This window comes from Streptomyces sp. NPDC107581 (genome assembly GCF_055657175.1).
On the sequence record NZ_JBVKBH010000016.1, the window covers coordinates 1 to 20558 of the forward strand.

Annotated in this window: 22 protein-coding genes; 13 read left to right on the forward strand and 9 right to left on the reverse strand. The window is 71.0% G+C overall.

Annotated features, from left to right (window positions below; genetic code table 11):
* The coding region (locus ACZ7P3_RS32900; protein ID WP_472087235.1) for an MMPL family transporter at positions 1-692 on the reverse strand (692 nt) is incomplete at its 3' end.
* Between the two features lie 187 nt (positions 693-879).
* Positions 880-1320 carry a hypothetical protein gene (locus ACZ7P3_RS32905; protein ID WP_472087237.1) on the reverse strand — a complete coding sequence of 147 codons (441 nt, stop codon included), beginning with the start codon at positions 1318-1320 and terminating at the stop codon, positions 880-882.
* 279 nt (positions 1321-1599) lie between these two features.
* On the opposite strand from ACZ7P3_RS32905, the gene ACZ7P3_RS32910 reads away from it, so the two are divergent.
* Complete coding sequence (locus ACZ7P3_RS32910; protein ID WP_472087239.1) at positions 1600-2442, forward strand: SDR family NAD(P)-dependent oxidoreductase; 843 nt, start codon at positions 1600-1602, stop codon at positions 2440-2442.
* A 137-nt stretch (positions 2443-2579) separates the two neighbouring features.
* Positions 2580-3320: a thioesterase II family protein gene (locus tag ACZ7P3_RS32915; RefSeq protein WP_472087241.1), complete on the forward strand. Its 741-nt coding sequence runs from the start codon at positions 2580-2582 to the stop codon at positions 3318-3320.
* Positions 3321-3553: 233 nt separating this feature from the next.
* On the opposite strand, the gene meaB is transcribed toward ACZ7P3_RS32915, so the two are convergent.
* From meaB to ACZ7P3_RS32935, 4 genes are all read right to left on the reverse strand, one after another.
* Positions 3554-4537, reverse strand: coding sequence for a methylmalonyl Co-A mutase-associated GTPase MeaB (gene meaB / locus ACZ7P3_RS32920; RefSeq protein ID WP_472087243.1), 984 nt, complete (start codon positions 4535-4537; stop codon positions 3554-3556).
* Positions 4538-4542: 5 nt separating this feature from the next.
* Entirely contained in the window at positions 4543-6717 is a 2175-nt protein-coding gene (scpA, locus tag ACZ7P3_RS32925; RefSeq protein WP_472087245.1) for a methylmalonyl-CoA mutase, read from the reverse strand.
* The gene (locus ACZ7P3_RS32930; protein WP_472087247.1) at positions 6717-8525 is read right to left on the reverse strand and encodes a methylmalonyl-CoA mutase family protein; all 1809 of its coding nucleotides are present in this window, start codon (positions 8523-8525) and stop codon (positions 6717-6719) included. Before ACZ7P3_RS32930 ends, scpA begins: the two co-directional genes overlap by 1 nt.
* Before the next feature lie 117 nt (positions 8526-8642).
* On the reverse strand, positions 8643-9146 hold the full coding sequence (locus tag ACZ7P3_RS32935) for a MarR family winged helix-turn-helix transcriptional regulator (RefSeq protein WP_472087249.1): 504 nt from the start codon (positions 9144-9146) through the stop codon (positions 8643-8645).
* A gap of 114 nt (positions 9147-9260) precedes the next feature.
* Here ACZ7P3_RS32935 and ACZ7P3_RS32940 point away from each other — a divergent pair, with 114 nt between their 5' ends.
* Positions 9261-9812 (forward strand): YceI family protein, encoded by a 552-nt coding sequence (locus tag ACZ7P3_RS32940; RefSeq protein WP_472087251.1) that lies wholly within the window; start codon positions 9261-9263, stop codon positions 9810-9812.
* 2 nt (positions 9813-9814) lie between these two features.
* Here the strand turns inward: ACZ7P3_RS32940 and ACZ7P3_RS32945 are convergent, their stop codons facing one another.
* A complete protein-coding gene (locus tag ACZ7P3_RS32945; RefSeq protein ID WP_472087253.1) occupies positions 9815-11587 on the reverse strand; it encodes a hypothetical protein in 1773 nt (590 codons plus the stop codon).
* A gap of 226 nt (positions 11588-11813) precedes the next feature.
* Here ACZ7P3_RS32945 and ACZ7P3_RS32950 point away from each other — a divergent pair, with 226 nt between their 5' ends.
* From ACZ7P3_RS32950 to ACZ7P3_RS32965, 4 genes are all read left to right on the forward strand, one after another.
* Positions 11814-12203 (forward strand): cell division protein SepF, encoded by a 390-nt coding sequence (locus ACZ7P3_RS32950; RefSeq protein ID WP_472087255.1) that lies wholly within the window; start codon positions 11814-11816, stop codon positions 12201-12203.
* Positions 12204-12311: 108 nt separating this feature from the next.
* The gene (locus tag ACZ7P3_RS32955) at positions 12312-13568 is read left to right on the forward strand and encodes an AAA family ATPase (RefSeq protein ID WP_472087257.1); all 1257 of its coding nucleotides are present in this window, start codon (positions 12312-12314) and stop codon (positions 13566-13568) included.
* Entirely contained in the window at positions 13565-13909 is a 345-nt protein-coding gene (locus ACZ7P3_RS32960) for a nucleotide pyrophosphohydrolase (RefSeq protein ID WP_472087259.1), read from the forward strand. The genes ACZ7P3_RS32955 and ACZ7P3_RS32960 overlap by 4 nt, the downstream gene beginning before the upstream one ends.
* Positions 13910-14111: 202 nt before the next feature.
* Positions 14112-14597, forward strand: coding sequence for a DUF6099 family protein (locus ACZ7P3_RS32965; protein ID WP_472087260.1), 486 nt, complete (start codon positions 14112-14114; stop codon positions 14595-14597).
* Between the two features lie 62 nt (positions 14598-14659).
* Here the strand turns inward: ACZ7P3_RS32965 and ACZ7P3_RS32970 are convergent, their stop codons facing one another.
* Complete coding sequence (locus ACZ7P3_RS32970) at positions 14660-14845, reverse strand: hypothetical protein (RefSeq protein ID WP_472087262.1); 186 nt, start codon at positions 14843-14845, stop codon at positions 14660-14662.
* A gap of 239 nt (positions 14846-15084) precedes the next feature.
* On the opposite strand from ACZ7P3_RS32970, the gene ACZ7P3_RS32975 reads away from it, so the two are divergent.
* The 5 genes from ACZ7P3_RS32975 (at position 15085) to ACZ7P3_RS32995 (ending at position 18440) form a co-directional block, all read left to right on the forward strand.
* Positions 15085-16008, forward strand: coding sequence for an LLM class F420-dependent oxidoreductase (locus ACZ7P3_RS32975; protein WP_472087264.1), 924 nt, complete (start codon positions 15085-15087; stop codon positions 16006-16008).
* A 142-nt stretch (positions 16009-16150) separates the two neighbouring features.
* Positions 16151-16393, forward strand: a complete 243-nt coding sequence (locus ACZ7P3_RS32980; RefSeq protein ID WP_472087266.1) for a hypothetical protein — start codon at positions 16151-16153, stop codon at positions 16391-16393.
* Positions 16365-16889, forward strand: coding sequence for a DUF6879 family protein (locus ACZ7P3_RS32985; protein ID WP_472087268.1), 525 nt, complete (start codon positions 16365-16367; stop codon positions 16887-16889). Before ACZ7P3_RS32980 ends, ACZ7P3_RS32985 begins: the two co-directional genes overlap by 29 nt.
* Before the next feature lie 14 nt (positions 16890-16903).
* Positions 16904-17755, forward strand: a complete 852-nt coding sequence (locus ACZ7P3_RS32990) for a helix-turn-helix domain-containing protein (RefSeq protein WP_472087269.1) — start codon at positions 16904-16906, stop codon at positions 17753-17755.
* A 310-nt stretch (positions 17756-18065) separates the two neighbouring features.
* Positions 18066-18440 carry a hypothetical protein gene (locus ACZ7P3_RS32995; protein ID WP_472087271.1) on the forward strand — a complete coding sequence of 125 codons (375 nt, stop codon included), beginning with the start codon at positions 18066-18068 and terminating at the stop codon, positions 18438-18440.
* 209 nt (positions 18441-18649) lie between these two features.
* On the opposite strand, the gene ACZ7P3_RS33000 is transcribed toward ACZ7P3_RS32995, so the two are convergent.
* Complete coding sequence (locus tag ACZ7P3_RS33000; RefSeq protein ID WP_472087273.1) at positions 18650-19648, reverse strand: GlxA family transcriptional regulator; 999 nt, start codon at positions 19646-19648, stop codon at positions 18650-18652.
* Positions 19649-19793: 145 nt separating this feature from the next.
* Here ACZ7P3_RS33000 and ACZ7P3_RS33005 point away from each other — a divergent pair, with 145 nt between their 5' ends.
* Positions 19794-20384: a cysteine hydrolase family protein gene (locus ACZ7P3_RS33005; protein WP_472087274.1), complete on the forward strand. Its 591-nt coding sequence runs from the start codon at positions 19794-19796 to the stop codon at positions 20382-20384.
* The last annotated feature ends 174 nt before the right edge of the window (positions 20385-20558 follow it).

Genomic DNA, 20558 nt, shown 5'->3' on the forward strand with positions numbered 1-20558 from the left:
GCCTCGAGGTCGAAGAGTTTGGTGGCGTAGGCGATCAGTCCGTTGGCGATGGCGGAGACCACGCCGATCAGGACGAGGGGGAGGATGGCCAGGATCGGTGCGCGGAAGATGATCAGCAGGGTGACCAGGATGATGACGAAGGTGCCGATGCCGATCAGGGCGTCGCCGCGTTTGGAGGAGTCCTGCTGGTCCAGGGCTTGTGCGGCGGGGCCGCCGAGTTTGACGTCGAGGTGGGTGCCGGCGGCGAGTTTCTTGGCGTCCTCGCGCAGTGTCTTGGCGGCGTCGGCCTGTTTGGGCTGGCCGGCGGTGCGGTCGTCCATCTGGACCAGGGTCATGGTGTATTTGCCGTCCGCGGAGGGCGGGCCGGGTACGACCTTTTGGACCTGGTCGATGTGTTTGCCGCCGAGTTCCGTGGTGATCCGGGCGACGTCCTTCTTGTCGTCGGCGGTCAGCCTGGCGCCGTCGGTGCGCTGGTAGAGCGCGATCGCCGAGGGGGTGAAGGCGGCAGGGAACGCCTTGTCCTGGACGTCTGCCGCTCTGATGGATTCGTAGCTCTTGGGCAGGAAACTGCTCTCGTCGCTGTTCGATGGAAGGCTGGGCGCGGTGGCGACGATGGCCACCGCCGCTATCAGCCACGCCACGATCGTCCAGACGGGATGACGGACGACAGCGGTCCCGATACGTCGGAACATTCGGGGGGTCCTCCTGGATGGGAAGATCACCGCCGCCCGGGCAGTCCCCCCGGCGCCGGCGACTCCGACCGGCATGCGCCAACAGGTCGGTCGATGGCTGGTGTTGAGAATGGTTGCCTAGAGGCCTGATCGGCGGGACCCCGCCGGGGACCGGAGCCGGGGACCGGACTCCGCCCGCGGAAAGTCCTCAGGAACCCTTGGGGAAAACGGCGCGCAGCGTGGAGCCGCGGGTGACGACGGCGGCCCGGATGACGGGCAGGGCGCACACACCCTGCATCACGGCGAACCAGAGCGGGCAGACACCCGGGATCAGGTCGACGCCGATGATCGCGATGGGCATGATGGCGCTGAGGGTCTCGACGCGGTCGAAAGCCTTACGGTTTCCCTGTGAAGCGGTGACGGCCATCCGGTGGATCACCACGGCGACGGCGAGCAGCACGGCCGACCGGACCCACATGAACGTGCTCACCGAGTGGCCGCTGATCGCCACCACGGCGAGCACGACGATGGCGACGGCGGTCAGCACACCGTAGAGCTTGATGCTGCTCTTCACCGTCTCGAACGCCGCCTGGACACCGGGGTCCGTGAGCTGCGTCGCATTGACCGTCGTGTCCTTGGTCTTGGCCATGTCCTTCATCCTCCGTCTTGTTGTGATGCCGACGCTACGGAGTGCAGGAGTGCCGCGGTATGGGCCTGGACGTACGGGTGGGTGGGGCCAGACCCACTCCCGGGCCGATCCGGGGGAAATGAGACAGACCGGTGCACGACGAGGCGATTCCAGCCTGCCCCGCCATGCGGCGCTCACACCTCGCAGCGGCGTGAGTCCGGTCTCGAAGTCGCCGCCGGCGCAGCGCCGGGTTCTAGGCTCGAAGACGTCCAGTGATCCCGGCGGAGGGCTTGAACTGCAGTGACTGAGCAGCGGGTTGTGATCGTGACGGGCGGAGGTACGGGTATCGGCGAAGCCACCGTACGGCTGTTGCGCGAGGGAGGTCACCAGGTGGTCGCCTCCGGCCGGCGGACCGAACCCCTGCGGCGCGTCGAACGGGAGACGGGGGCGCTGGCGTACCCGTCCGACGTCGGGGACCCGGACGCGGCCGACGGTCTCGTCCGGGCGGCGCTCGCCGCCCACGGACGGCTGGACGGGCTCGTGCTCAACGCGGGCATCGGGCGGGGCGGAGCGGTCGGGGACCTGTCGCTGCAGGACTGGGACGAGGTGATGCGCACCAATGTCACCGGACCGCTGCTGCTTCTGCGCGCCGCGATCCCGCACCTGCTGGAGACCAGGGGATCGGTGGTCGCCGTGGCTTCGGTGTCCGCCCTGCGCAACGGCACGAGCAACGCCCCCTACGCCACGTCCAAGGCGGCCCTGCTCCAGCTGTGCCGTTCCGTCGCCGTCGACTACGGGCGCCAGGGGGTCCGGGCCAACATCGTGTGTCCCGGCTGGGTCCGGACGGAGATGGCCGACCGGCGCATGGCACGCTTCGCCGGGGAGGCCGAGTTGCGGCAGGGGCAGGACGGGGGTGTGGCGGCCGCCTACGAGGAGGCGACCAGGCTGCTGCCCGCGGGCAGGCCCGGTGAGCCGGGCGAGATCGCGGAGACCATCGGCTGGCTGCTGTCCCCGGCCGCGTCCTACGTCAATGGCGCGGTGCTCACGGTCGACGGCGGGGCGACGGCCCTTGACCCCGGGACCCTCGGCTTCGACTTCCACATCGCGCCGCGCGATGACGGCCGAACCGGCACCGCACGATGACGGCGGTCACGTCGGGAGCCGACCATGACGGAAGAGGGACGGGAGCCGACCATGACGGAAGAGGGACGGGAGCCGACCATGACGGGAAAGAGACGGGAGCGGACAATGACGGAAAAGAGAAGGGACGCCCTCCGCACATGACGCAGTCCACATCCCTGCGCCGCCCACGGCCGCGCCCGCAGGCCCGCCTCCAACTGGTCTGTCTGCCCCACGCGGGCGGCTCGTACAGCATGTACAGCGCGTGGGCGGAGCTGCTGCCGCCCGAGGTGGAGCTGATCGTCGCCTGTTATCCGGGGCGGCTGCACCGGTTCACCGACCCCTGGCCCGTCTCCCTCGCGGCGCTCGCCGCGGATCTGGCCGCGGACCTGCGGACGGTACTGGACCGCCCGTGGCTGGCCTTCGGGCACAGCATGGGCGGCCTCGTGGCATATGAACTGGTCCTGGCCCTGGGGGAGTCGGGGAGCCCGGCCGAGCGGCTGTTCGTGTCCGCGCGTGAGGCTCCCGACTGCCCCGCCGCCCGGCAGCTGCATCTGCTGACCGACGACGAGATCTGCGAAACCCTGGTGGAACTGGGCGGCACCGAACCGGAGTTGCTGCAACTGCCGGACATGCGGAAGCTGATCCTGCCCGTGGTGCGCGGCGACTACCGGCTCCTCGGCACCTACACACCCCGCCCGGACGCCCGGCTGACCTGCCCGGTGACGGCGTTCGCCGGTCTGGCGGACGACCGGCTCTCCCCGGACGCCATCGCACGGTGGCGCGAGTGGACCTCCGGCCCCTTCGACTCCGTCGAGTTCCCCGGCGGCCACTTCTACCTCTTCGAGGAGAGGGACCGGGTGATCGGCGAACTCACCGACCGTCTCCTCGCCCACACCTGACGGGCACACCGAATCAGCACACCGGGCCCGTGTACCGAATCAGCGCACCGGACCCGCACACCGAGTCAGCGCACCGGGCCCGTGTACCGGATCAGCACACCGGCCCGGCGCACTGGTCCGGCGCACCGGACCAACCCATCGGACCAACCCACCGGTCCGGCGCACTGGCCCGGCGCACTGGTCCGGCGCACCGGACCAACCCACCGGACCAACCCACCGGTCCGGTGCCCCGTTCACTTCCCGCCGAACGCCCGCAGGATGCGTTCCGCGGCCAGGGTCGCCGTCAACGAGCCGTCCCTGACCTGCTGTTCGAGGCCGGGGGCTGCCTCGCGCACCGCAGGGTCCGCGTGCAGCCGGCCCAGCAGTTCGTCGCGGACCATCGACCAGGTCCAGTCGACCTGCTGGTCCCGCCGCTTGGCGGTGAGCCGCCCGGTGGAGTCGAGCAGCGTGCGGTGCTGTTCCAGGCGCTCCCACACCACGTCGAGGCCCGCCGACTCACGGGCACTGCAGCTGAGCACCGGAGGAGTCCAGAAGGCGTCCTTGCCGTGCATCAGGCGCAGCGCTCCCGCCAGCTCCCGTGCCGCCGCCCGCGCGTCGCGCTCGTGCGGGCCGTCCGCCTTGTTGACGGCGATCACGTCGGCCAGCTCCAGGACGCCCTTCTTGATGCCCTGCAGCTGGTCACCGGTGCGGGCCAGGGTCAACAGGAGGAAGGAGTCGACCATGTCGGCCACCGCGGTCTCCGACTGGCCGACGCCGACGGTCTCGACGAGGATCACGTCGTAGCCGGCCGCCTCCATGACCACCATCGACTCGCGCGTCGCCTTCGTCACCCCGCCCAGCGTGCCCGCGCTGGGGGAGGGCCGCACGAAGGCGTTCGGGTCCACCGCCAGGCGTTCCATCCGGGTCTTGTCGCCCAGGATGGAACCGCCGGTGCGCGTGGAGGACGGGTCCACGGCGAGCACGGCGACCCGGTGGCCCAGCGAGGTCAGCTGGGTGCCGAACGCGTCGATGAACGTCGACTTGCCCACGCCCGGCACGCCGCTGATGCCGATCCGCCGCGCCCGGCCGCTGTGCGGGAGCAGCTCGGTGAGCAACTCCTGTGCCAGCGCCCGGTGCTGGGGGCGGGTGGACTCGACGAGCGTGATGGCACGGGCCACCAGGGCCCGCTTCCCGTCGAGCACACCCTTCACATACGTGTCGAGATCGATCGCTGCCATGCGGATCAGAGGGCGTGGCCGAGGTTGCCCGACAGCCGCTGCACCAGGTCGTACGCCGCGTCCGGGATCACCGTCCCGGGCGGGAACACGGCCGTGGCGCCCATCTCCAGCAGTGTCGGCACGTCCTGCGGCGGGATCACCCCGCCGACCACGACCATGATGTCCTCGCGCCCCTCGGCGGCGAGCTGCTCGCGCAGCGCCGGGACGAGCGTGAGGTGACCGGCGGCCAGCGAGGACACCCCGACCACGTGGACGTCCGCCTCGACGGCCTGCCGGGCGACCTCCTCCGGGGTCTGGAACAGCGGGCCGACGTCGACGTCGAAGCCGAGGTCGGCGAAGGCCGTCGCGATCACCTTCTGGCCGCGGTCGTGGCCGTCCTGGCCCATCTTGGCGACCAGGATGCGCGGCCGGCGGCCCTCGGCCTCCTCGAACGCGTCCACCAGGGCACGGGTGCGGTCCACGGACGGGGACTGTCCTGCTTCGTTGCGGTACACGCCGGAGATCGTACGGATCTGGCTCGCGTGCCGGCCGTACACCTTCTCCAGGGCGTCCGAGATCTCCCCGACGGTCGCCTTGGCGCGGGCCGCGTGCACGGCCAGCTCCAGCAGGTTCCCCTCGCCGTCGGCGGCCCGGGTCAGCGCGTCGAGCGCGTCCCGGCAGGCCGTCTCGTCCCGCTCCGCGCGCAGCCGCCGCAGCTTCTCGATCTGCTGGGCGCGCACGGAGGAGTTGTCGACCTTGAGGACCTCGATCTGCTCGTCGCTGTCCACCCGGTACTTGTTCACACCGATCACCGGCTGGCGCCCGGAGTCGATGCGGGCCTGGGTGCGCGCCGCGGCCTCCTCCACGCGCAGCTTGGGAATGCCCGCGTCGATGGCCTGCGCCATGCCGCCCGCCTGCTCGACCTCCTGGATGTGCTGCCAGGCCTTGCGGGCGAGGTCGTACGTCAGCTTCTCCACATAGGCGCTGCCGCCCCACGGGTCGATGACCCGGGTGGTGCCCGACTCCTGCTGGATGTGCAGCTGGGTGTTGCGGGCGATGCGCGCCGAGAAGTCCGTGGGCAGCGCGAGCGCCTCGTCCAGGGCGTTGGTGTGCAGCGACTGGGTGTGGCCCTGGGTCGCCGCCATCGCCTCCACGCACGTACGCGTGACGTTGTTGAACACGTCCTGCGCCGTCAGCGACCAGCCGGAGGTCTGCGAATGGGTGCGCAGGGACAGCGACTTGGTGTTCTTCGGCTCGAACTGGGAGACCAGCTTGGCCCACAGCAGCCGGGCCGCCCGCATCTTGGCGATCTCCATGAAGAAGTTCATGCCGATGGCCCAGAAGAACGACAGCCGGGGCGCGAACGCGTCCACGTCCAGGCCCGCCTCGCGTCCGGCGCGGATGTACTCGACACCGTCCGCGAGGGTGTACGCCAGCTCCAGGTCGGCCGTGGCCCCGGCCTCCTGGATGTGGTAGCCGGAGATGGAGATGGAGTTGTAGCGGGGCATCCGCTGCGAGGTGAAGGCGAAGATGTCGGAGATGATCCGCATCGACGGCTTCGGCGGATAGATGTAGGTGTTGCGGACCATGAACTCCTTCAGAATGTCGTTCTGAATGGTCCCGGCCAGCTTCTCGGGCGGTACGCCCTGCTCCTCCGCCGCCACGATGTACAGCGCGAGCACCGGCAGCACGGCGCCGTTCATCGTCATCGACACGGTCATTCTGTCCAGCGGGATGCCGTCGAAGAGCTGACGCATGTCGTAGATGGAGTCGATCGCCACGCCCGCCATGCCGACGTCGCCGGTCACCCGCGGGTGGTCGCTGTCGTAGCCGCGGTGCGTGGGCAGGTCGAAGGCGACCGACAGGCCCTTCTGGCCGGCCGCGAGGTTGCGCCGGTAGAACGCGTTGGACTCCTCGGCGGTGGAGAAGCCCGCGTACTGACGGATCGTCCAGGGCTGGTTGACGTACATCGTCGGGTACGGGCCGCGCAGATACGGGGCCATGCCCGGGTAGGTGCCGAGGAAGTCCAGGCCCTCCAGGTCACGGCCGGTGTACAGCGACTTGACCCCGATACCCTCCGGGGTCTCCCACAGCGGTTCGGCGGCGCCGGTGGCCCGTTCCACGGCCCGGCGCCACTCACCGTCACCGCCCTCGGTGACCGGCGTCCCCAGCTCGATGCCGGAGAAGTCGGGGATTCCCATCAGGACACTCCCATGCGGTCGAGGGTCGCGGAGAGTACGGCGATGGCGTCGCAGCCCGCGAAGACGTACGAGTCGATGCCGGCGTGGTCGGCCGGGCGCCCCGCGAGGAACAGATGACGGGCGCCCGAGGAGCGCAGGAACTCGGCGGCCTGCCCTGCCTGTTCGGCGTAGAGGGCGTCACTGGAGCACAGGACGGCTTCGGTGGCGCCGCTGTCCTCGAAGCGGCCCTCGGTGACCGGCTCGATCCCGCCCGCCTGGAACAGATTGGCGGCGAAGGTCGCCCGCGCGGTGAATTCGGCGGCCGAGCCCAGGGTCGCGAGGAAGATCCGGGGCCGGGAGCCGGTCGCCGCCAGATGGGCGTCGGAGCGGGCCCGCAGGGCCTCGTACGCCTCGTCCCGGCGCACCCGGGGCAGCCCTCCGGAGGGCTGCTCGGGCGCCGGCTCGCGCTCCACCGGCTTCTCGGCGAGCAGCGGGAACTCACTGACACCGGTGATGGGCTCGCGCCGCTTGGCGAGCTTCTTGGAGCGCTCGGCCCAGGTCGTCGCCAGGTCCGTACGGATGCGGCCGGAGCGCAGCACGGCCGCCTGGCCGCCGTCCCGCTCGACGGTCCGGAAGAACTCCCAGGCCGCGTGGGCGAGTTCGTCGGTGAGCCGCTCGACGTACCAGGAGCCGCCCGCCGGGTCGATCACCCGGGCCAGATGCGATTCCTCGACCAGGATCGTGGAGGTGTTGCGGGCGATGCGGCGGGCGAAGGCGTCCGGCAGGCCGAGCGCGTGGTCGAACGGCAGCACGGTGACCGATTCGGCGCCGCCGACCCCGGCGGCCAGCGTCGCGACCGTGGTGCGGAGCATGTTCACCCATGGATCGCGGCGGCTCATCATCACCGGCGAGGTCACCGCGTGCTGTACCTGCGCGCCCGCCCCGGGTGCCCCGGACACCTCGGCGACCCGCGCCCAGAGCCGGCGTGCCGCGCGCAGCTTGGCGATGGTCAGGAACTGGTCGGCGGTGGCCGCGTACCGGAACTCCAGCTGGGCGCAGGCCGCTTCGACCGTGAGGCCGGCCTCGGTCAGCTCACGCAGATAGGCCACACCGGTGGCGAGGGAGGCACCCAGCTCCTGCGCGGCCGAGCCGCCCGCCTCGTGGTACGGCAGCGCGTCCACGGTCAGCGCGCGCAGGCCCGGGTACTGCTCGGCGCAGCGCGCGGCGAGGGCGGCGACGGGCGCGAAGTCCAGCGCGGTGCCGGTGCGGGCCTCGTACCCGAGCGGGTCCGCGCCCAGGTTGCCGCGCGCTGCCTTCGGGTCGACGCCGTTGTCCTCGTACAGCCGCAGCAGCGTGTCCGCGGCGGCCTCGACCTCCCGGCCGGCGTCCAGGACCACCGGGGCCAGGTCGAGGTAGACGCCGTCGAGGGCGCGCGCGATGCCGGACACCGGGATGCCGCCCTGGCCCACGAGCAGCCAGAGCGAGGTGACGCCGTTCTCCAGGTCGGCGAGGACGGCACCGTCGACGAGTGCCGCGTGCCGCTGCCGTACGTCCCAGCCGCCCGCGGTGCTGCCCTCGGGGCGGCTGCCGCGCACGAACGGCGCGAAACCGGGCAGACCGGGGTCTGGCGCGTCGTCATGCGCCGTGTACAGGGGCCGGGTGCGCAGCCCGTCCTCGAGCATGGTGGACAGGGCGTCCTCAGCTGCCGTACCCGAGACTTCCTTGCCCGACTTGCGCAGCACACCTTCGACCAGGTGTTGCCACTGCTCGTGGGTCGCGTCAGGGAACTCGGCGGCCAGTGGGAGCCCGTCGTCAGGCAGGACCGTCATGGCTCGGATGCTAGGGCAGCAGCCTCGGGTCGGAGCAGAGCCGGGCTTGTGACGTTTCCCTCCTTGCGCCGGTGAGCTGTACCGCACCCGCCCCCAAGAGCCCGTTTTCCTACGGTTCTACGGCTGCTGCGGCGCGTCGGCGAGGTCGGGGACCAGCGCGGACAGCGCCTCTCGCTGCTCGGGTCCGACGAACCGGGACAGTGCCTCCCGTACCGTCTGCGCGAGCGTGCCGGAGGCCTCCCGCAGCAGCCGCCGGGCCTTGTCGGTGAGCGCCACCTCGATGCCCCGTCTGTCCCCGCACACGGACTCGCGGGTGACCAGGCCGGCCCGCTGGAGGCAGGCGATCTGGTAGGTGAGCCGGGTCTTGGGGCGGCCGAGGAGTTCCGCGATCCGGGTCATGCGCAGGCCGCCGCGCGGCTGCTCGGCCAGCAGGCACAGGATGAGGAACTCGTCGTGCGAGACGTCGAGGGACTTCTTGACGACCGACCGCAGCCGCTGCTCCACGGCGCCCGTCGCGGCCAGCAGGAGCATCCAGGCGCGCAGCTCGCCCGGGAGCAGCCCGGTGCCCCCGGCGGAGGGGCAGGAGGGCTGGTCGGCGGGGGGTTCGTCGTGGGCGGCCATGGCTTCGAGTCTACCTGTTGTCCAAATTTGGATAGTGGGCTAGCGTGAGGTCATCCAAATTTGAACCACCGATGTCGCCGCAAGCCGGCCATCTCACCGAACAGGAGGACGGCCATGACCGTCGCCGTGGAAACAGGCACCTGGCAGCTCGACCCGGCCGCGTCCACCGTGGGCCTGCGGCACCGCACCTTCTGGGGCCTGGTCACCGTCAAGGGCACGTTCACCGCCGTCACCGGCCACGGAGAGGTGCGCGCCGACGGCTCGGCCACCGGCGCCGTGACCCTGGAAGTGGCCTCCCTGGACACCGGGAACGCCAAGCGCGACACGCATCTGCGCTCGGCCGACCTGCTGGACGCCGGCAACCACCCGGAGATCACCTTCGCCGTCCGCGCCGCGGACCGTCTCGACGGCAGCGGCAGCGGCAGTGGCAGTGGCAACGGCGACAGTGACGGTGTCCGGGTCGCCGGTCAGCTGACCGTGCGCGGCATCAGCCGGCCGCTGGACCTCACCGCGCGCCTGACCTCGGCGACGGCCGACGCGCTGACCCTGGAGGCCGAGTTCGAGGTGGACCGCGACCAGTTCGGGGTGACCTGGAACCAGCTGGGCATGATGCGCGGCCTGACCACGGTGACGGCCGGGCTGCGGTTCACCCGCACCGCCGTCTGACGTCAGCCCTGCCGGCCCAGCTCGGCCGGTCGCACATCACGGGTGGAGAGCGTCTGCGGGGTCGCCGTGAAGGCGCGCAGCCGGATACGGGCGCTCTTCTTGACGGACAGCGGGAACCGGCCCGAGGGCGCCCGGAGTTCCACGGTCGCCGTGGTGTGCGCCGGGATCGTGGCCGGACCGTGCTCCAGGGACCAGTACTTGCTCATGCCCTGGCCGGTGGTGAGCATGTAGTGCGGGGTGAGCGGGGAGCTTCCGGTGTTGGTCACCCGCACGGTCAGCCCCGACAGCGCGTGCCCGGTGGCCCGCCGCGCCGCCGTGATGTCCATCCGCAGCGGCGGCCGCCCCGAGACCGCGAGGACCGCACTCACCAGCGCGGGCAGCATCAGCAGCGCGACCGCGCCCGCCAGCGCCGGCCGCCGGCGCGGCCCCGAGAGCCACCGCGGGCGTGGCTGCCAGGCCCGCGCGAAGTCCGTCAGGGGCACGGTGACGGCCGCCGCGAGCCACAGCGGCGTCATCATCAGGTAGTAGCCGTCCTGGGAGCGGGTCGCCAGGTAGAAGGCACACCAGGGCAGCACGGTCGCCGCCGGGCCCAGCCGCCGCACGAAGAGCACGAACAGCGCCAGCAGGGCCGCGGCGAGCAGCACGCTCGCGTGGCCGTACCAGTCGAGCCGGTCGCTGCCGTGCGTGAAGTACAGGGAGATGTCCACCAGGCCCTGGCCGTGCAGCACCGCGCCCTGGGTCAGCGGCAGAGCGATCCCGTCGAGCCAGGGGCCCGGCTCGTGCACGACGAAGTACGCGTTGATCAGCAGCCAGGCCGCCGCGGCGATCCCGAGGATCCGCAGCACCACCAGCCGGGCCTCCCGGCCGCCCAGTTCCCCGCGGCGCACGGCGTAGACGCCGGCCAGCAGGAACGGCATCACGAACCAGGGAAGTTGCTGGGCCGCGCACGCGGCACCCAGGCACACGGCCCGTGCGACCCCCGCGGCGCCCAGCCGGCCGCCGCTGCCGATCCGCGGCCAGCGCACCACCACCGGCACCAGCAGGGCCAGCGCGACGATGGCCGGATAGCCCTGGCGGGCGTACGTCGGCAGGAAGCCGAAGCCCAGACAGACCATCGTCGCCGCCGAGCGCCACGGCACCGGCAGCATCCGCCACAGCACCACCGCGGCCGCGATCAGCGCGAGCGTCGCCGCCGCCGTCGCCGGGGCGCCGCCGTGGCCCAGCCACAGCAGAGGCGCCGTCAGCAGCGGGGTGAGCGGGGGATAGCCGTAGGTGAAGTCGTAACCGCCGGTCGTCGTCGGTGTCAGCGCGACGCCCTTGGCGTGGAACAGCCAGGGCCACGGCTGCCCGTACACCGGGTGCCCGGCCACCAGTTCCCGCGCGGCCTGCGTGGACAGGACCGCCTCGTCGCCGCCGGCGTGGTTCAGCGCCCAGGTGCACAGGGCGAGCGTGACCGCGGTCAGCAGCACCACCAGGTCCAGCCGGGCCAGCGAGCGCGCCCGCCGGACCGTCAGGGCGAGGACACCGGTGATCAGGATCGAGGCGTAGCAGACGGAGACGACCGCCGCGAGGACCGGCCGGTGGGTGGCTGCCTGGGTCCACACCGTGCGGGTGCCGATGAACAGGCTCACGTCCGCGAGCAGGGTCAGGACCCGGTGCCACTGCGCGGGGGCCCCCGGAGCGGCCGCGGCTGCCGCGCGGGCTCCCGGAGCGGCGGACACCGCCGACTGCGTCCGCCGGCCGGGTGTCACCTGCGGTGTTTCTGCCAAGTGCACGACATCGGACCGTAATGGCGGCTGGTGAGCGGGGTGTGGCGGGAGGTGAAGAGTCCGGTGTGAGGCCGGTAAGAACCGGGCGTATTCGTACATGTGCCCCTCGATGGGGCGGAACGAGGGGCCGCCGCGCCTGTGGCGCTTCGTGTCGCTGTTGGGCCGAACGGGTGACTTGGCGTAAGAATTGCCTGGTGCAGGCATTGAATGCGAGTCAGGTCGGGGGGAGCCGGTGAGCCGTTATGACGTCACCGATGAACAGTGGGAAGGGCTCGCCCAGGTCGTGCCGCTACGCGGGCGGGACGCGTGGCCGTCCGCGGTGAACCACCGCTCGCTGCCGGACGCGGAGACCGAGACCCGCCGCCGGTTCGTGGTCCTCAGGGTCAATGTCTTCGCGGACGCCCGGGAAGTCGCCGAGACGCTGATGGCCGGGGCGCCGGTCCTGCTCGATCTCTCGAGCGCGGAGGGCGAGGTCGCCAAGCGGGTCCTCGACTTCAGTACCGGCGTCGTCTTCGGACTGGGCAGCGGGATGCACCGGGTGGACCGCAACGTGTTCCTGCTGACCCCGCCCGGCACGGAGGTCAGCGGGCTGATGGAGGGGGCAGGCGTGTCCGGCGGCTGAGGCGGCGGGCGGTGCGGCCGGTGCGCGCGGCACCGGCCGTCCCCCGATCGTAGGAAGGCCCGGCGGAGAAAACGGTTCACCGGTCTCGCGCGGACCTACCGTCCGCATATGGCCGTGCCTTCCGCCTCCGCCGAGCCCTCCGTGTCCTCCGTGTCCGCCGGATCCTCTGCGGCCCCCGCTCCACCGACGTCTCCGGCAACCGCCGTGCCGCCGTCGGCTGCGCCCGTCGTGCCGGCCCCCGGCACCCCCGTCGACGTGCGTGCCCGCATCACCGAGTTGCGGCTGTCCGCGTTTGCCGGGCACCGGCGGGCCGTGTACCCGCTGGGCCCCGTCACCCTGTTCGCCGGACCCAGCGGGGCCGGGAAGTCGACTGCGCTCGGTGCGTACGAGGCCCTCGCGCGCCTCGGAGGAGGGGCGCCGCTCGCCGAGGTGTTCCCGGACCCCGGCGCCTGTGTGCCGGAGCGGGCGCGGCCCGACGGGGAGGGACGCAGGGGGTTCCGGATCGGGTGCACGGCCGACGGCGCCGAGGGGCCGGTCCGGCTGGATGTGGCCGTCCAGGCCGAGCCCGAGCTGCGGATCGTGGGCGAGCGGCTGACGGCCGGGGGAGTCGTCCTGCTGGAGACGGCCCTGCGCGATCCGGGACGCCGGGCCGTACAGGCCGCCTGGCACACCGCGGGTTCCTCCCCGGTGACCCGTGCCCCGCTGCCCGACGACCTGCTCGGCACCGCCCTGCTGCCGCTCAGGGTGGCCGGCAAGACGGACGGGCAGCGGCAGGTGCTGGCCGCCGCCGAGCAGATGGTGGTCGCGCTGCGCTCCGTCTTCGCCTGCGACCCGCGCCCCGAGTACATGCGCGTCCCCGTTCCGACGGGTTCGGGACGGCTCATGCCCGGCTGCGACAACCTCGCCGACGTCGTATGGCGCACTCGCTTCGAGTGCAGCCGCCGGCATGCCCAGCTGGTCGAGACGCTGCGTGCGGGCTGCGCCGGCCCGGTGGCCGATCTGCTCGCCGAGCCGATGGCCGACGGCACCGTCCGGGCGCTGCTGGACCGCGGCGACGGCTTCCGCACCGATCTGGCCCGGCTCGGCGACGGCGAGTTGCGCTATGTCGCGCTGGCACTCGTGCTGTTCACCGGACCCGGCGTCCTGGACGTCGACGCGCCCGGTGAGGTGCCCGATGCGCTGCGCAGCCTCACGGTGCTCGCCGACGGCTTCGACCGGTGCCTCGACCCCGCCCAGCGCAGCGAACTGCTGCGGACCGCAGCCCGGATGGGCGAGCGCGGGCACATCCGCTGCGTGGGCGCGGTGAGCGACGCCTCGTGGGCCGGGCGGACGCGGGGCGTCACAGTGGTAGACCTGAACCCGTGACGGAACACCTTGACCTGGCCGGACTCCAGCGCAGGCTGACCGAGTTCGCCGCCGCGCGCAACTGGCAGCCCTTCCACACCCCCAAGAACCTCGTGGCCGCCCTGAGTGTGGAGGCGTCCGAACTGGTCGAGATCTTCCAGTGGCTGACCCCGGAGGAGTCGGCCCGCGTGATGGACGACCCCGGCACCGCGCATCGCGTCACGGACGAGGTCGCGGATGTGCTCGCCTACCTCCTCCAGTTCTGCGAGGTCCTCGGCATCGACCCGCTGGCCGCCCTGTCGGCCAAGATCGACCGCAACGAACACCGCTTCCCGGCGCCGGGACCTGACGACACCGCCTGAACCGCGGACCCGGACCCAAGGGCCGGAACACCGCACTCCGTTATCACTCTCCGAAGTCAATTTCCCTGCTGAATCCGAATTGTTGTCCAGAGATTTCCGTCTTGCTCTGGCTTTTCGTCTGACGGCACCTCACTCTGGGTAGTGGAGTAGTGAGTTCGGGCGGACGTACGGCGGAGCACGACCGACGGGACGGGGGCAGCGCATGGATGCGGTGCGGCTCATAATGACGAGCAGGCGTGCCCTGGTGGGCGGCGCCGGTGGGCCCGAGATCATGGCGGAGGTGTGGCAGGCACAGGCTCTGGCCCAGGCGATAGGCAGCCGCCTCGCGGTGTCCGGCCCGCCGGAGCTGCGGGGCGAGGCGCTGGGTCTGACCGAGCTGGCGGGCCGCGGCTGCGGCGTCCTGGATCCTCCGGAGCTCGACCCCGGAGACCTGCGCGCCGCCCAGCTCACCGAGCTGGACGACGCCCGGCTGACCCTGATCAGCCTGGGTGGCCTGCTCGGCGAGGTCGGCATAGCCCTGGTCGGCATGGCCAGCGCCGCGGCCGACGAGGCGACGTACTGGCAGTGCATGGAGGCCATCGACGCGGCGGACGAGTCCCGGGACCGGGTCCTGGAGATGCTGCGCAAGCTGGCGGCGCGCGAGGAGGCGTTACCGGAGAACGCGAAGGACAGCCCGACCGGCGTATGAGGGCGGGGCCCTTCAGGCCGGGGCGGGAATCCGGGGGCGGCGGCCCCCGGCGCAACGGCACGTCACCCCAGCTCGCCTTCCTCGGCCGGCGCCCATCCCGACCCCCCGGCCGACTGCAGATCCGCGTCCAGCGCCGACAGGTCCGCGTTCAAGGCCGCCATCAGCTCCTCCATCTGCTCCAGCAACCCCTTGGGCCGGCCGGCGGAGCCACCCTGCGGGGGAACGGACTCCACGGACTCTTCGGACATGACGGCCTCCTCGGCCCCCGGCCCCGGGGAGGACCGGGGCGACGACGCGCGGGAACGGCGGCCGTCCGGCGCGGGTGCCGGACGGCCCGGCTCCGACCGCCCAACGATCACTGCCGTCGCCGGTCACTGGCCCGCCCGGCCCCCCGCGGGCACGGTTGACGATTTTCACCCGACCGGGGACGGCCGCGCCCGGCGGTACCAGTGGGGTTGACGGGGCGCCGGCCGTGCAGGATGGATGTATGGACCTTCGAATCTTCACCGAGCCCCAGCAAGGGGCGACCTACGACACCTTGCTCACCGTGGCGAAGGCCACGGAGGACCTCGGTTTTGAGGCCTTCTTCCGCTCTGACCACTATCTGCGCATGGGCAACGCCGACGGCCTGCCCGGCCCCACGGACGCCTGGATCACCCTGGCCGGCCTGGCCCGCGAGACCAAGCGCATCCGCCTCGGCACCCTGATGACGGCCGGCACCTTCCGCCTGCCCGGCGTGCTCGCCATCCAGGTCGCCCAGGTCGACCAGATGTCCGGCGGCCGGGTCGAACTGGGCCTGGGCGCGGGCTGGTTCGAGGAGGAGCACAAGGCGTACGGCATCCCGTTCCCGAAGGAGAAGTTCGCTCGCCTGGAGGAGCAGCTGGAGATCGTCACCGGGCTGTGGGCGACCAAGGCCGGCGAGAACTTCGACTTCCACGGCAGGTACTACGACCTCACCGACTCGCCCGCACTGCCCAAGCCCGCCCAGACGAAGATCCCGGTGCTCATCGGCGGTCACGGCGCGACCCGTACGCCGCGCCTCGCGGCCCGGTACGCCGCGGAGTTCAACATCCCGTTCGCCTCGGTCGAGGACAGTGAACGGCAGTTCGGCCGGGTGCGGGCAGCCGCCGAGGAGGCGGGCCGCGGGGCGGACGACCTGACGTACTCCAACGCGCTGGTGGCGTGTGTCGGCAGCAGCGAGCAGGAGGTCGCCCGGCGGGCCGCCGCTATCGGCCGTGAGGCGGACGAGCTGAAGGCCAATGGCCTGGCCGGCTCCCCGGCCGAGGTGGTCGACAAGATCGGCCGGTACGCCGAGGCCGGCTCGCAGCGGATCTACCTCCAGATCCTCGACCTGGACGACCTCGACCACCTGGAGCTGATCTCCTCCCAGGTCCAGTCGCAGCTGTCGTAGCCACCCGCCCTCTGTCCACCGCCCCCTCCGGCCCGAGGGGGCGGTGCGACGCCGTGACCGCACAAGGCCCCCTTGGCTCCCGCACCCGTCGGCGTGATGGTGCATAGAACATTGCGCAATCCGCGTGCCGGAGGGGATCGTCATGGCTTTACGATCATTCGGGAAGGACCCCGAGGCGAACGGCGACCACTGCCCCACGGTGTGGCTCGACGAGGACAAGCGAGAGTTCGTGTTCCAGGGATGGAAGGCGGACGAGGTTCTCCAGGCCCGGTGTCTGGAGACGGGGCCCATTCCAGACACGGAGGCGGTCGTCAGGCTGCCCGTCCGGATGGTGCAGCAGATCAGGGAGGCGTGTCATGCCGCAGACGGTTCCGCCGTTCGCTGAGCTGCTCGCCGGCTGTCAGCGGTCCGCGGTCCATCTGGAGACTCGCGACGTCTACGGCGTCGTCGAGGAGGACGAGGACTTCGCGGACTGGAAGGCGGGGCACGGGTACGCCCTCGACGATCGCGCGTCATGGTGGAACGGCTTCCATGACGCTGTAGCCCATGCCGTGGCGCGCGGAGTCGTCATGCGACGAGCCCGTGTCGTCTCGGAATCGGTGAGCGAGTACATCCGCTATGAGCACTCGTGCACGCCCCAGAACCTGGCGGCCGGCGAAGACGTCCGGTGGCTCCCGCGGCGCCTGGCGTCGGACTTGCTCCTCCCGGGAAACGACCTGTGGATCTTCGACGACCGGCTCATTCGCTTCAGCCTCTTCGCGGGTGACGGCCGTTTCGTCGAGGACGTCATGGAGGACGCCCCCGACGTCGTGAAGCGTCACGCCGAAGCATTCGAGGTTGTGTGGCAGCGTGGCGTCCCGCACCCGGACTACGTGATCTGAGCGCCGGCCCGCCGATGCAGTCTCCCTACCCTTCTGCCGCCCTCGACGAGGCCCGCCGCGCAATCGCGGAGAAACTCCGTGAGATTCGCCGTGACGCGGGGCTGTCGGGTAGGGAGGTTGCGGCGCGGGCCGGCTGGCAGCCCTCGAAGGTGTCACGCCTCCAGAGCGCGACTACGCCCCCGTCGGACGACGACATCCGGGCGTGGTGTCGCGCATGCGACGCGGAGAGCCAGGTCCCGGACCTGCTGGCGGATAACCGCACGGCTGACTCCATGTATCTGGAGTGGCGCCGGGTACAGCGCTCGGGGCTGCGACGACTTCAGGAGTCCCGGGTCCCCCTCTACGAGCGCACGAAGACGTTCCGTGTCTACAGTTCCACCGTCGTGCCCGGCTTCGTTCAGACCTTCGAGTACGCAGCCGCGCTGCTCCGGAACATCGCCCGTTTTCACGGCACGCCGGATGACGTCGAGGACGCGGCAGCTGCGCGGGTGGGGCGCTCGCGCATCATCCGTGGAGGGCGGCACCGGTTCGCGTTCCTGCTGGAGGAGTCCGTCCTGCGTCACGTGGTCGGCGAGCCGGCCGTTATGGCGGGGCAACTGGGCTATCTGCTGTCTGTCATGGCGTTGCCGGCTGTCTCGGTCGGGATAATCCCGGCCGGACGGCAGCGGCCCATGTGGACGCTGGAGACGTTCACGATGTTCGACGAAGACCGTGTGTCCGTCGAGTTGCTGACGGCCGGGGTGACGATCACCGCTCCGGGCGAAATCGCGATGTACACCCACGCCTTCGAGGAGATGGCGGCGCTCGCAGTCTTTGCAGCCGGAGCGCGGAGCCTCGTCTCGTCGGCGATCGACTCGCTCGAATGAAGACGCGTAGAACCTCATAGAACTCCGTGGAACTCTGATGTGACGCCTCCCTAATGTCATCCGTAGGACGACACGGCGGAGGAGCAGGGATGGTGTCGAAGACGGTGCTTCTGGGGAACCCCCCGATTCAGCTCACGGACCCGCACGGCTACAAGCGCCCCACGCCGAAACCGGGCTGTAGGGAATGCCGGGATCTTCAGCGTCAGATCAACCTGGCCACGGACCCGCGATGCGACGGGTTCGACCGGTCGAAGGCGACGGACCTCTATGTCAGGCTGGCGCGCCATCAGGTCAAGAGGGGGGCGTGCAAGTGAGCAATCATCCGCACCCCGACGTGGCGAGCACTGAAGACCTGAAGAAGCTGCCCGAAGATGTTTTCCTCGAAGTGGCCGGACGGCTCGTGCAGATCCCTCTGCGGCCCGGCGACGACCCCGTAGAGGTGGCGCAGGCTCACGCCGACGCGCGGCCGTGGGAGGACCGTTTCCGCCTCGTCACGATGCGCCGATTCCGGGTACCCGCGGAGCGGGCGACATGCGGAGCAGAGGCGGTGTCCGCGGAAGGTGTCGAGGTGGAGTGCGGCCTTGAACCTCACAACGACGGAGTGGATCACGCTGCCAAGGTGATGCGCGACGGCAAGCAGATCGGCGTCCACTACTGGCGAACGAAGACGATCCACATTCCCTAGACCCGCGCGCTGGACGTCTGTGCGTCCGGCTCACGGAGGGCGTGGCGGGGGCCGGTGAGTCGAGTGAGGCCGGCCTCTCCCGTCCCCCGCCGGCCTCCGAAGCTCCTCGTCCCTGCCCCCGCCGGGACGAGGGACCGCCCCGACGGCGCCCACCCGTCCCCTGTCCACCGCCCCCTCCGGCCCGAGGGGGCGGTGCGACGCCGTGACCGCTAACCGGCCGCGCCCGAGTACCGGAACCGGCTGCGGTATTCCGTCGGGGTGGTGTTCAGCCTGCGCCGGAAGGCCCGTATGAGCGTGTCGATGGTGTTGAAGCCGCAGACCGATGCGACGCGGTCGAGGGTGTCGTCCGTGGTTTCGAGCCGGTTCCGGGCGACCTCGACACGGGCGGACTCGACGTAGCAGCCCGGCGTGGTGCCGAGTTCGTCCTTGAACAGCCGGTTGAGCTGCCGTTCGCTGACATTGGCGTAGGCCGCGAGATCGGCGACCGAGAGACGATCGGCGATGTGCTGCGTGATGTGCAGGCGCAGGTCGTCCATGCGCCGTGAGGTGGAACCGGTCTCGATGGTCACACTGAACTGACTCTGTCCGCTGGGCCGCTTCAGATACATCACGAGCTGCCGGGCCACCCGCATGGCCGCGGCCTCCCCGAAGTCCTCCGCCACCAGGGCCAGCGACAGATCGAGGCAGGCGGTGAGCCCGGCTCCCGTCCACACCTCGCCCTGCCGGATGAAGATCGGGTCGGCGTCGACCTCCACCGCCGGATGGTCCGCGGCCAGCTGCTGGGCGGTCGACCAGTGGGTGGTGGCGCGCTTGCCGTCGAGCAGGCCGGCCGCCGCGAGGAGATGCGCCCCGACGCAGACGGAGGCGATGCGCCGGGAGCGGCCGGCGAGCTCCTTCACCCGGGCGACCACGTGCGGATCCACCAGGGCGTGGACATGGCGCAGCTGGTCGACCTCGACCGAGCCGGGAACCATGAGCGTGTCGACGGGCCGGCGGGCCAGTTCAGCAAAGGTCGTGTCGGGCAGGACCCGGACCCCGGCCGACGTGGTGACCGGGTCCAGGGTCTCGGCGGCCAGCACGACGTGGTAGCCGGTGTCCCCTTCCGTTTCCCGCCTGAGCAGCGCGAACACCTCCGGCGGTCCGGTGACGTCGAGCAGGTCGACGCCCTCGAAAAGCACGATGACGACGAGTCTTCGGATACGGCCCATTTTCAGTCCCCCCGGACGTCCGGGCGGCCTGTCATTTTCTGCAAGTAGTACGACATTGCCGCCATGTGTAGACGGATCGTAGCGTGTGATTCGGCCGCCGCGGATGGCCGGAAACTTCTGATGTACAAACAGAGAAGGGGCAGTTGTGCCTTCAAAAACCCTGCGTGACCTCAGCTCCCTCGACCAGACCCCGGCGTCGCTCGCGAACTCGACGCTGATCCTGATCGACCTGCAGAACACCTACACCCAGGGCGTCATGGAGCTGGAGGGCTGGGAGACCGCTCTGGACCGTGCGGCCGACCTGCTCGACAGGGCACGTCAGGCGGGGGCCGAGGTCATCCACGTCCAGCACGACGGCGGTGCGGGCAGCCCGTACGACCTGGACGCCGAAGTGGGCCGCATCCACAAGAAGGTGGCCCCCCTCGACGGCGAGCCGGTGGTCACCAAGCAGGCGCCCAACGCCTTCCACGGCACGGACCTGGGCGAGCTGGTGGACGAGGCCGGGAACAGCGACCTGATTCTGGCCGGCTTCATGACCCACATGTGTGTCACGTTCACCGCACAGGGCGCGTTCCTGCGGGGCAACCGGCCCACGGTGGTGGCCGACGCCACCGCCACCCGGTCCCTGAGCACGGACGTGGCCGACGTGTCCGCCGAGCAGCTGCACCACGGCGCCCTGGCGACGATCGCCGACCTGTACGGCGTGGTCGTCCCGTCCGCCGCGTCGCTGAGCTGACGCCGGACACCCGGAAATCTGCTGCGGAGAACGACGCTCACCCCCGTGCGGTCCGTTCTCCGCAGTGGCACGGAGTTCCTGCTTCCGAATTCCGTGCGGCATTTCGTTCGGTGTGATCGCACAGGCCGAGACGGTGAGGGCTGTTCAAGCGGTCCGTATTTTCCGGCCTGTTGG

Coding starts and splice junctions, on each gene's coding strand:
- ACZ7P3_RS32905 (WP_472087237.1), bottom strand. CDS start 1,320: ATGGCCAAGACCAAGGACACGACGGTCAATGCGACGCAGCTCACGGAC.
- ACZ7P3_RS32915 (WP_472087241.1), top strand. CDS start 2,580: ATGACGCAGTCCACATCCCTGCGCCGCCCACGGCCGCGCCCGCAGGCC.
- meaB (WP_472087243.1), bottom strand. CDS start 4,537: ATGGCAGCGATCGATCTCGACACGTATGTGAAGGGTGTGCTCGACGGG.
- scpA (WP_472087245.1), bottom strand. CDS start 6,717: ATGGGAATCCCCGACTTCTCCGGCATCGAGCTGGGGACGCCGGTCACC.
- ACZ7P3_RS32930 (WP_472087247.1), bottom strand. CDS start 8,525: ATGACGGTCCTGCCTGACGACGGGCTCCCACTGGCCGCCGAGTTCCCT.
- ACZ7P3_RS32935 (WP_472087249.1), bottom strand. CDS start 9,146: ATGGCCGCCCACGACGAACCCCCCGCCGACCAGCCCTCCTGCCCCTCC.
- ACZ7P3_RS32940 (WP_472087251.1), top strand. CDS start 9,261: ATGACCGTCGCCGTGGAAACAGGCACCTGGCAGCTCGACCCGGCCGCG.
- ACZ7P3_RS32955 (WP_472087257.1), top strand. CDS start 12,312: ATGGCCGTGCCTTCCGCCTCCGCCGAGCCCTCCGTGTCCTCCGTGTCC.
- ACZ7P3_RS32965 (WP_472087260.1), top strand. CDS start 14,112: ATGGATGCGGTGCGGCTCATAATGACGAGCAGGCGTGCCCTGGTGGGC.
- ACZ7P3_RS32970 (WP_472087262.1), bottom strand. CDS start 14,845: ATGTCCGAAGAGTCCGTGGAGTCCGTTCCCCCGCAGGGTGGCTCCGCC.
- ACZ7P3_RS32975 (WP_472087264.1), top strand. CDS start 15,085: ATGGACCTTCGAATCTTCACCGAGCCCCAGCAAGGGGCGACCTACGAC.
- ACZ7P3_RS32980 (WP_472087266.1), top strand. CDS start 16,151: ATGGCTTTACGATCATTCGGGAAGGACCCCGAGGCGAACGGCGACCAC.
- ACZ7P3_RS32985 (WP_472087268.1), top strand. CDS start 16,365: ATGCCGCAGACGGTTCCGCCGTTCGCTGAGCTGCTCGCCGGCTGTCAG.
- ACZ7P3_RS32990 (WP_472087269.1), top strand. CDS start 16,904: ATGCAGTCTCCCTACCCTTCTGCCGCCCTCGACGAGGCCCGCCGCGCA.
- ACZ7P3_RS33000 (WP_472087273.1), bottom strand. CDS start 19,648: ATGGGCCGTATCCGAAGACTCGTCGTCATCGTGCTTTTCGAGGGCGTC.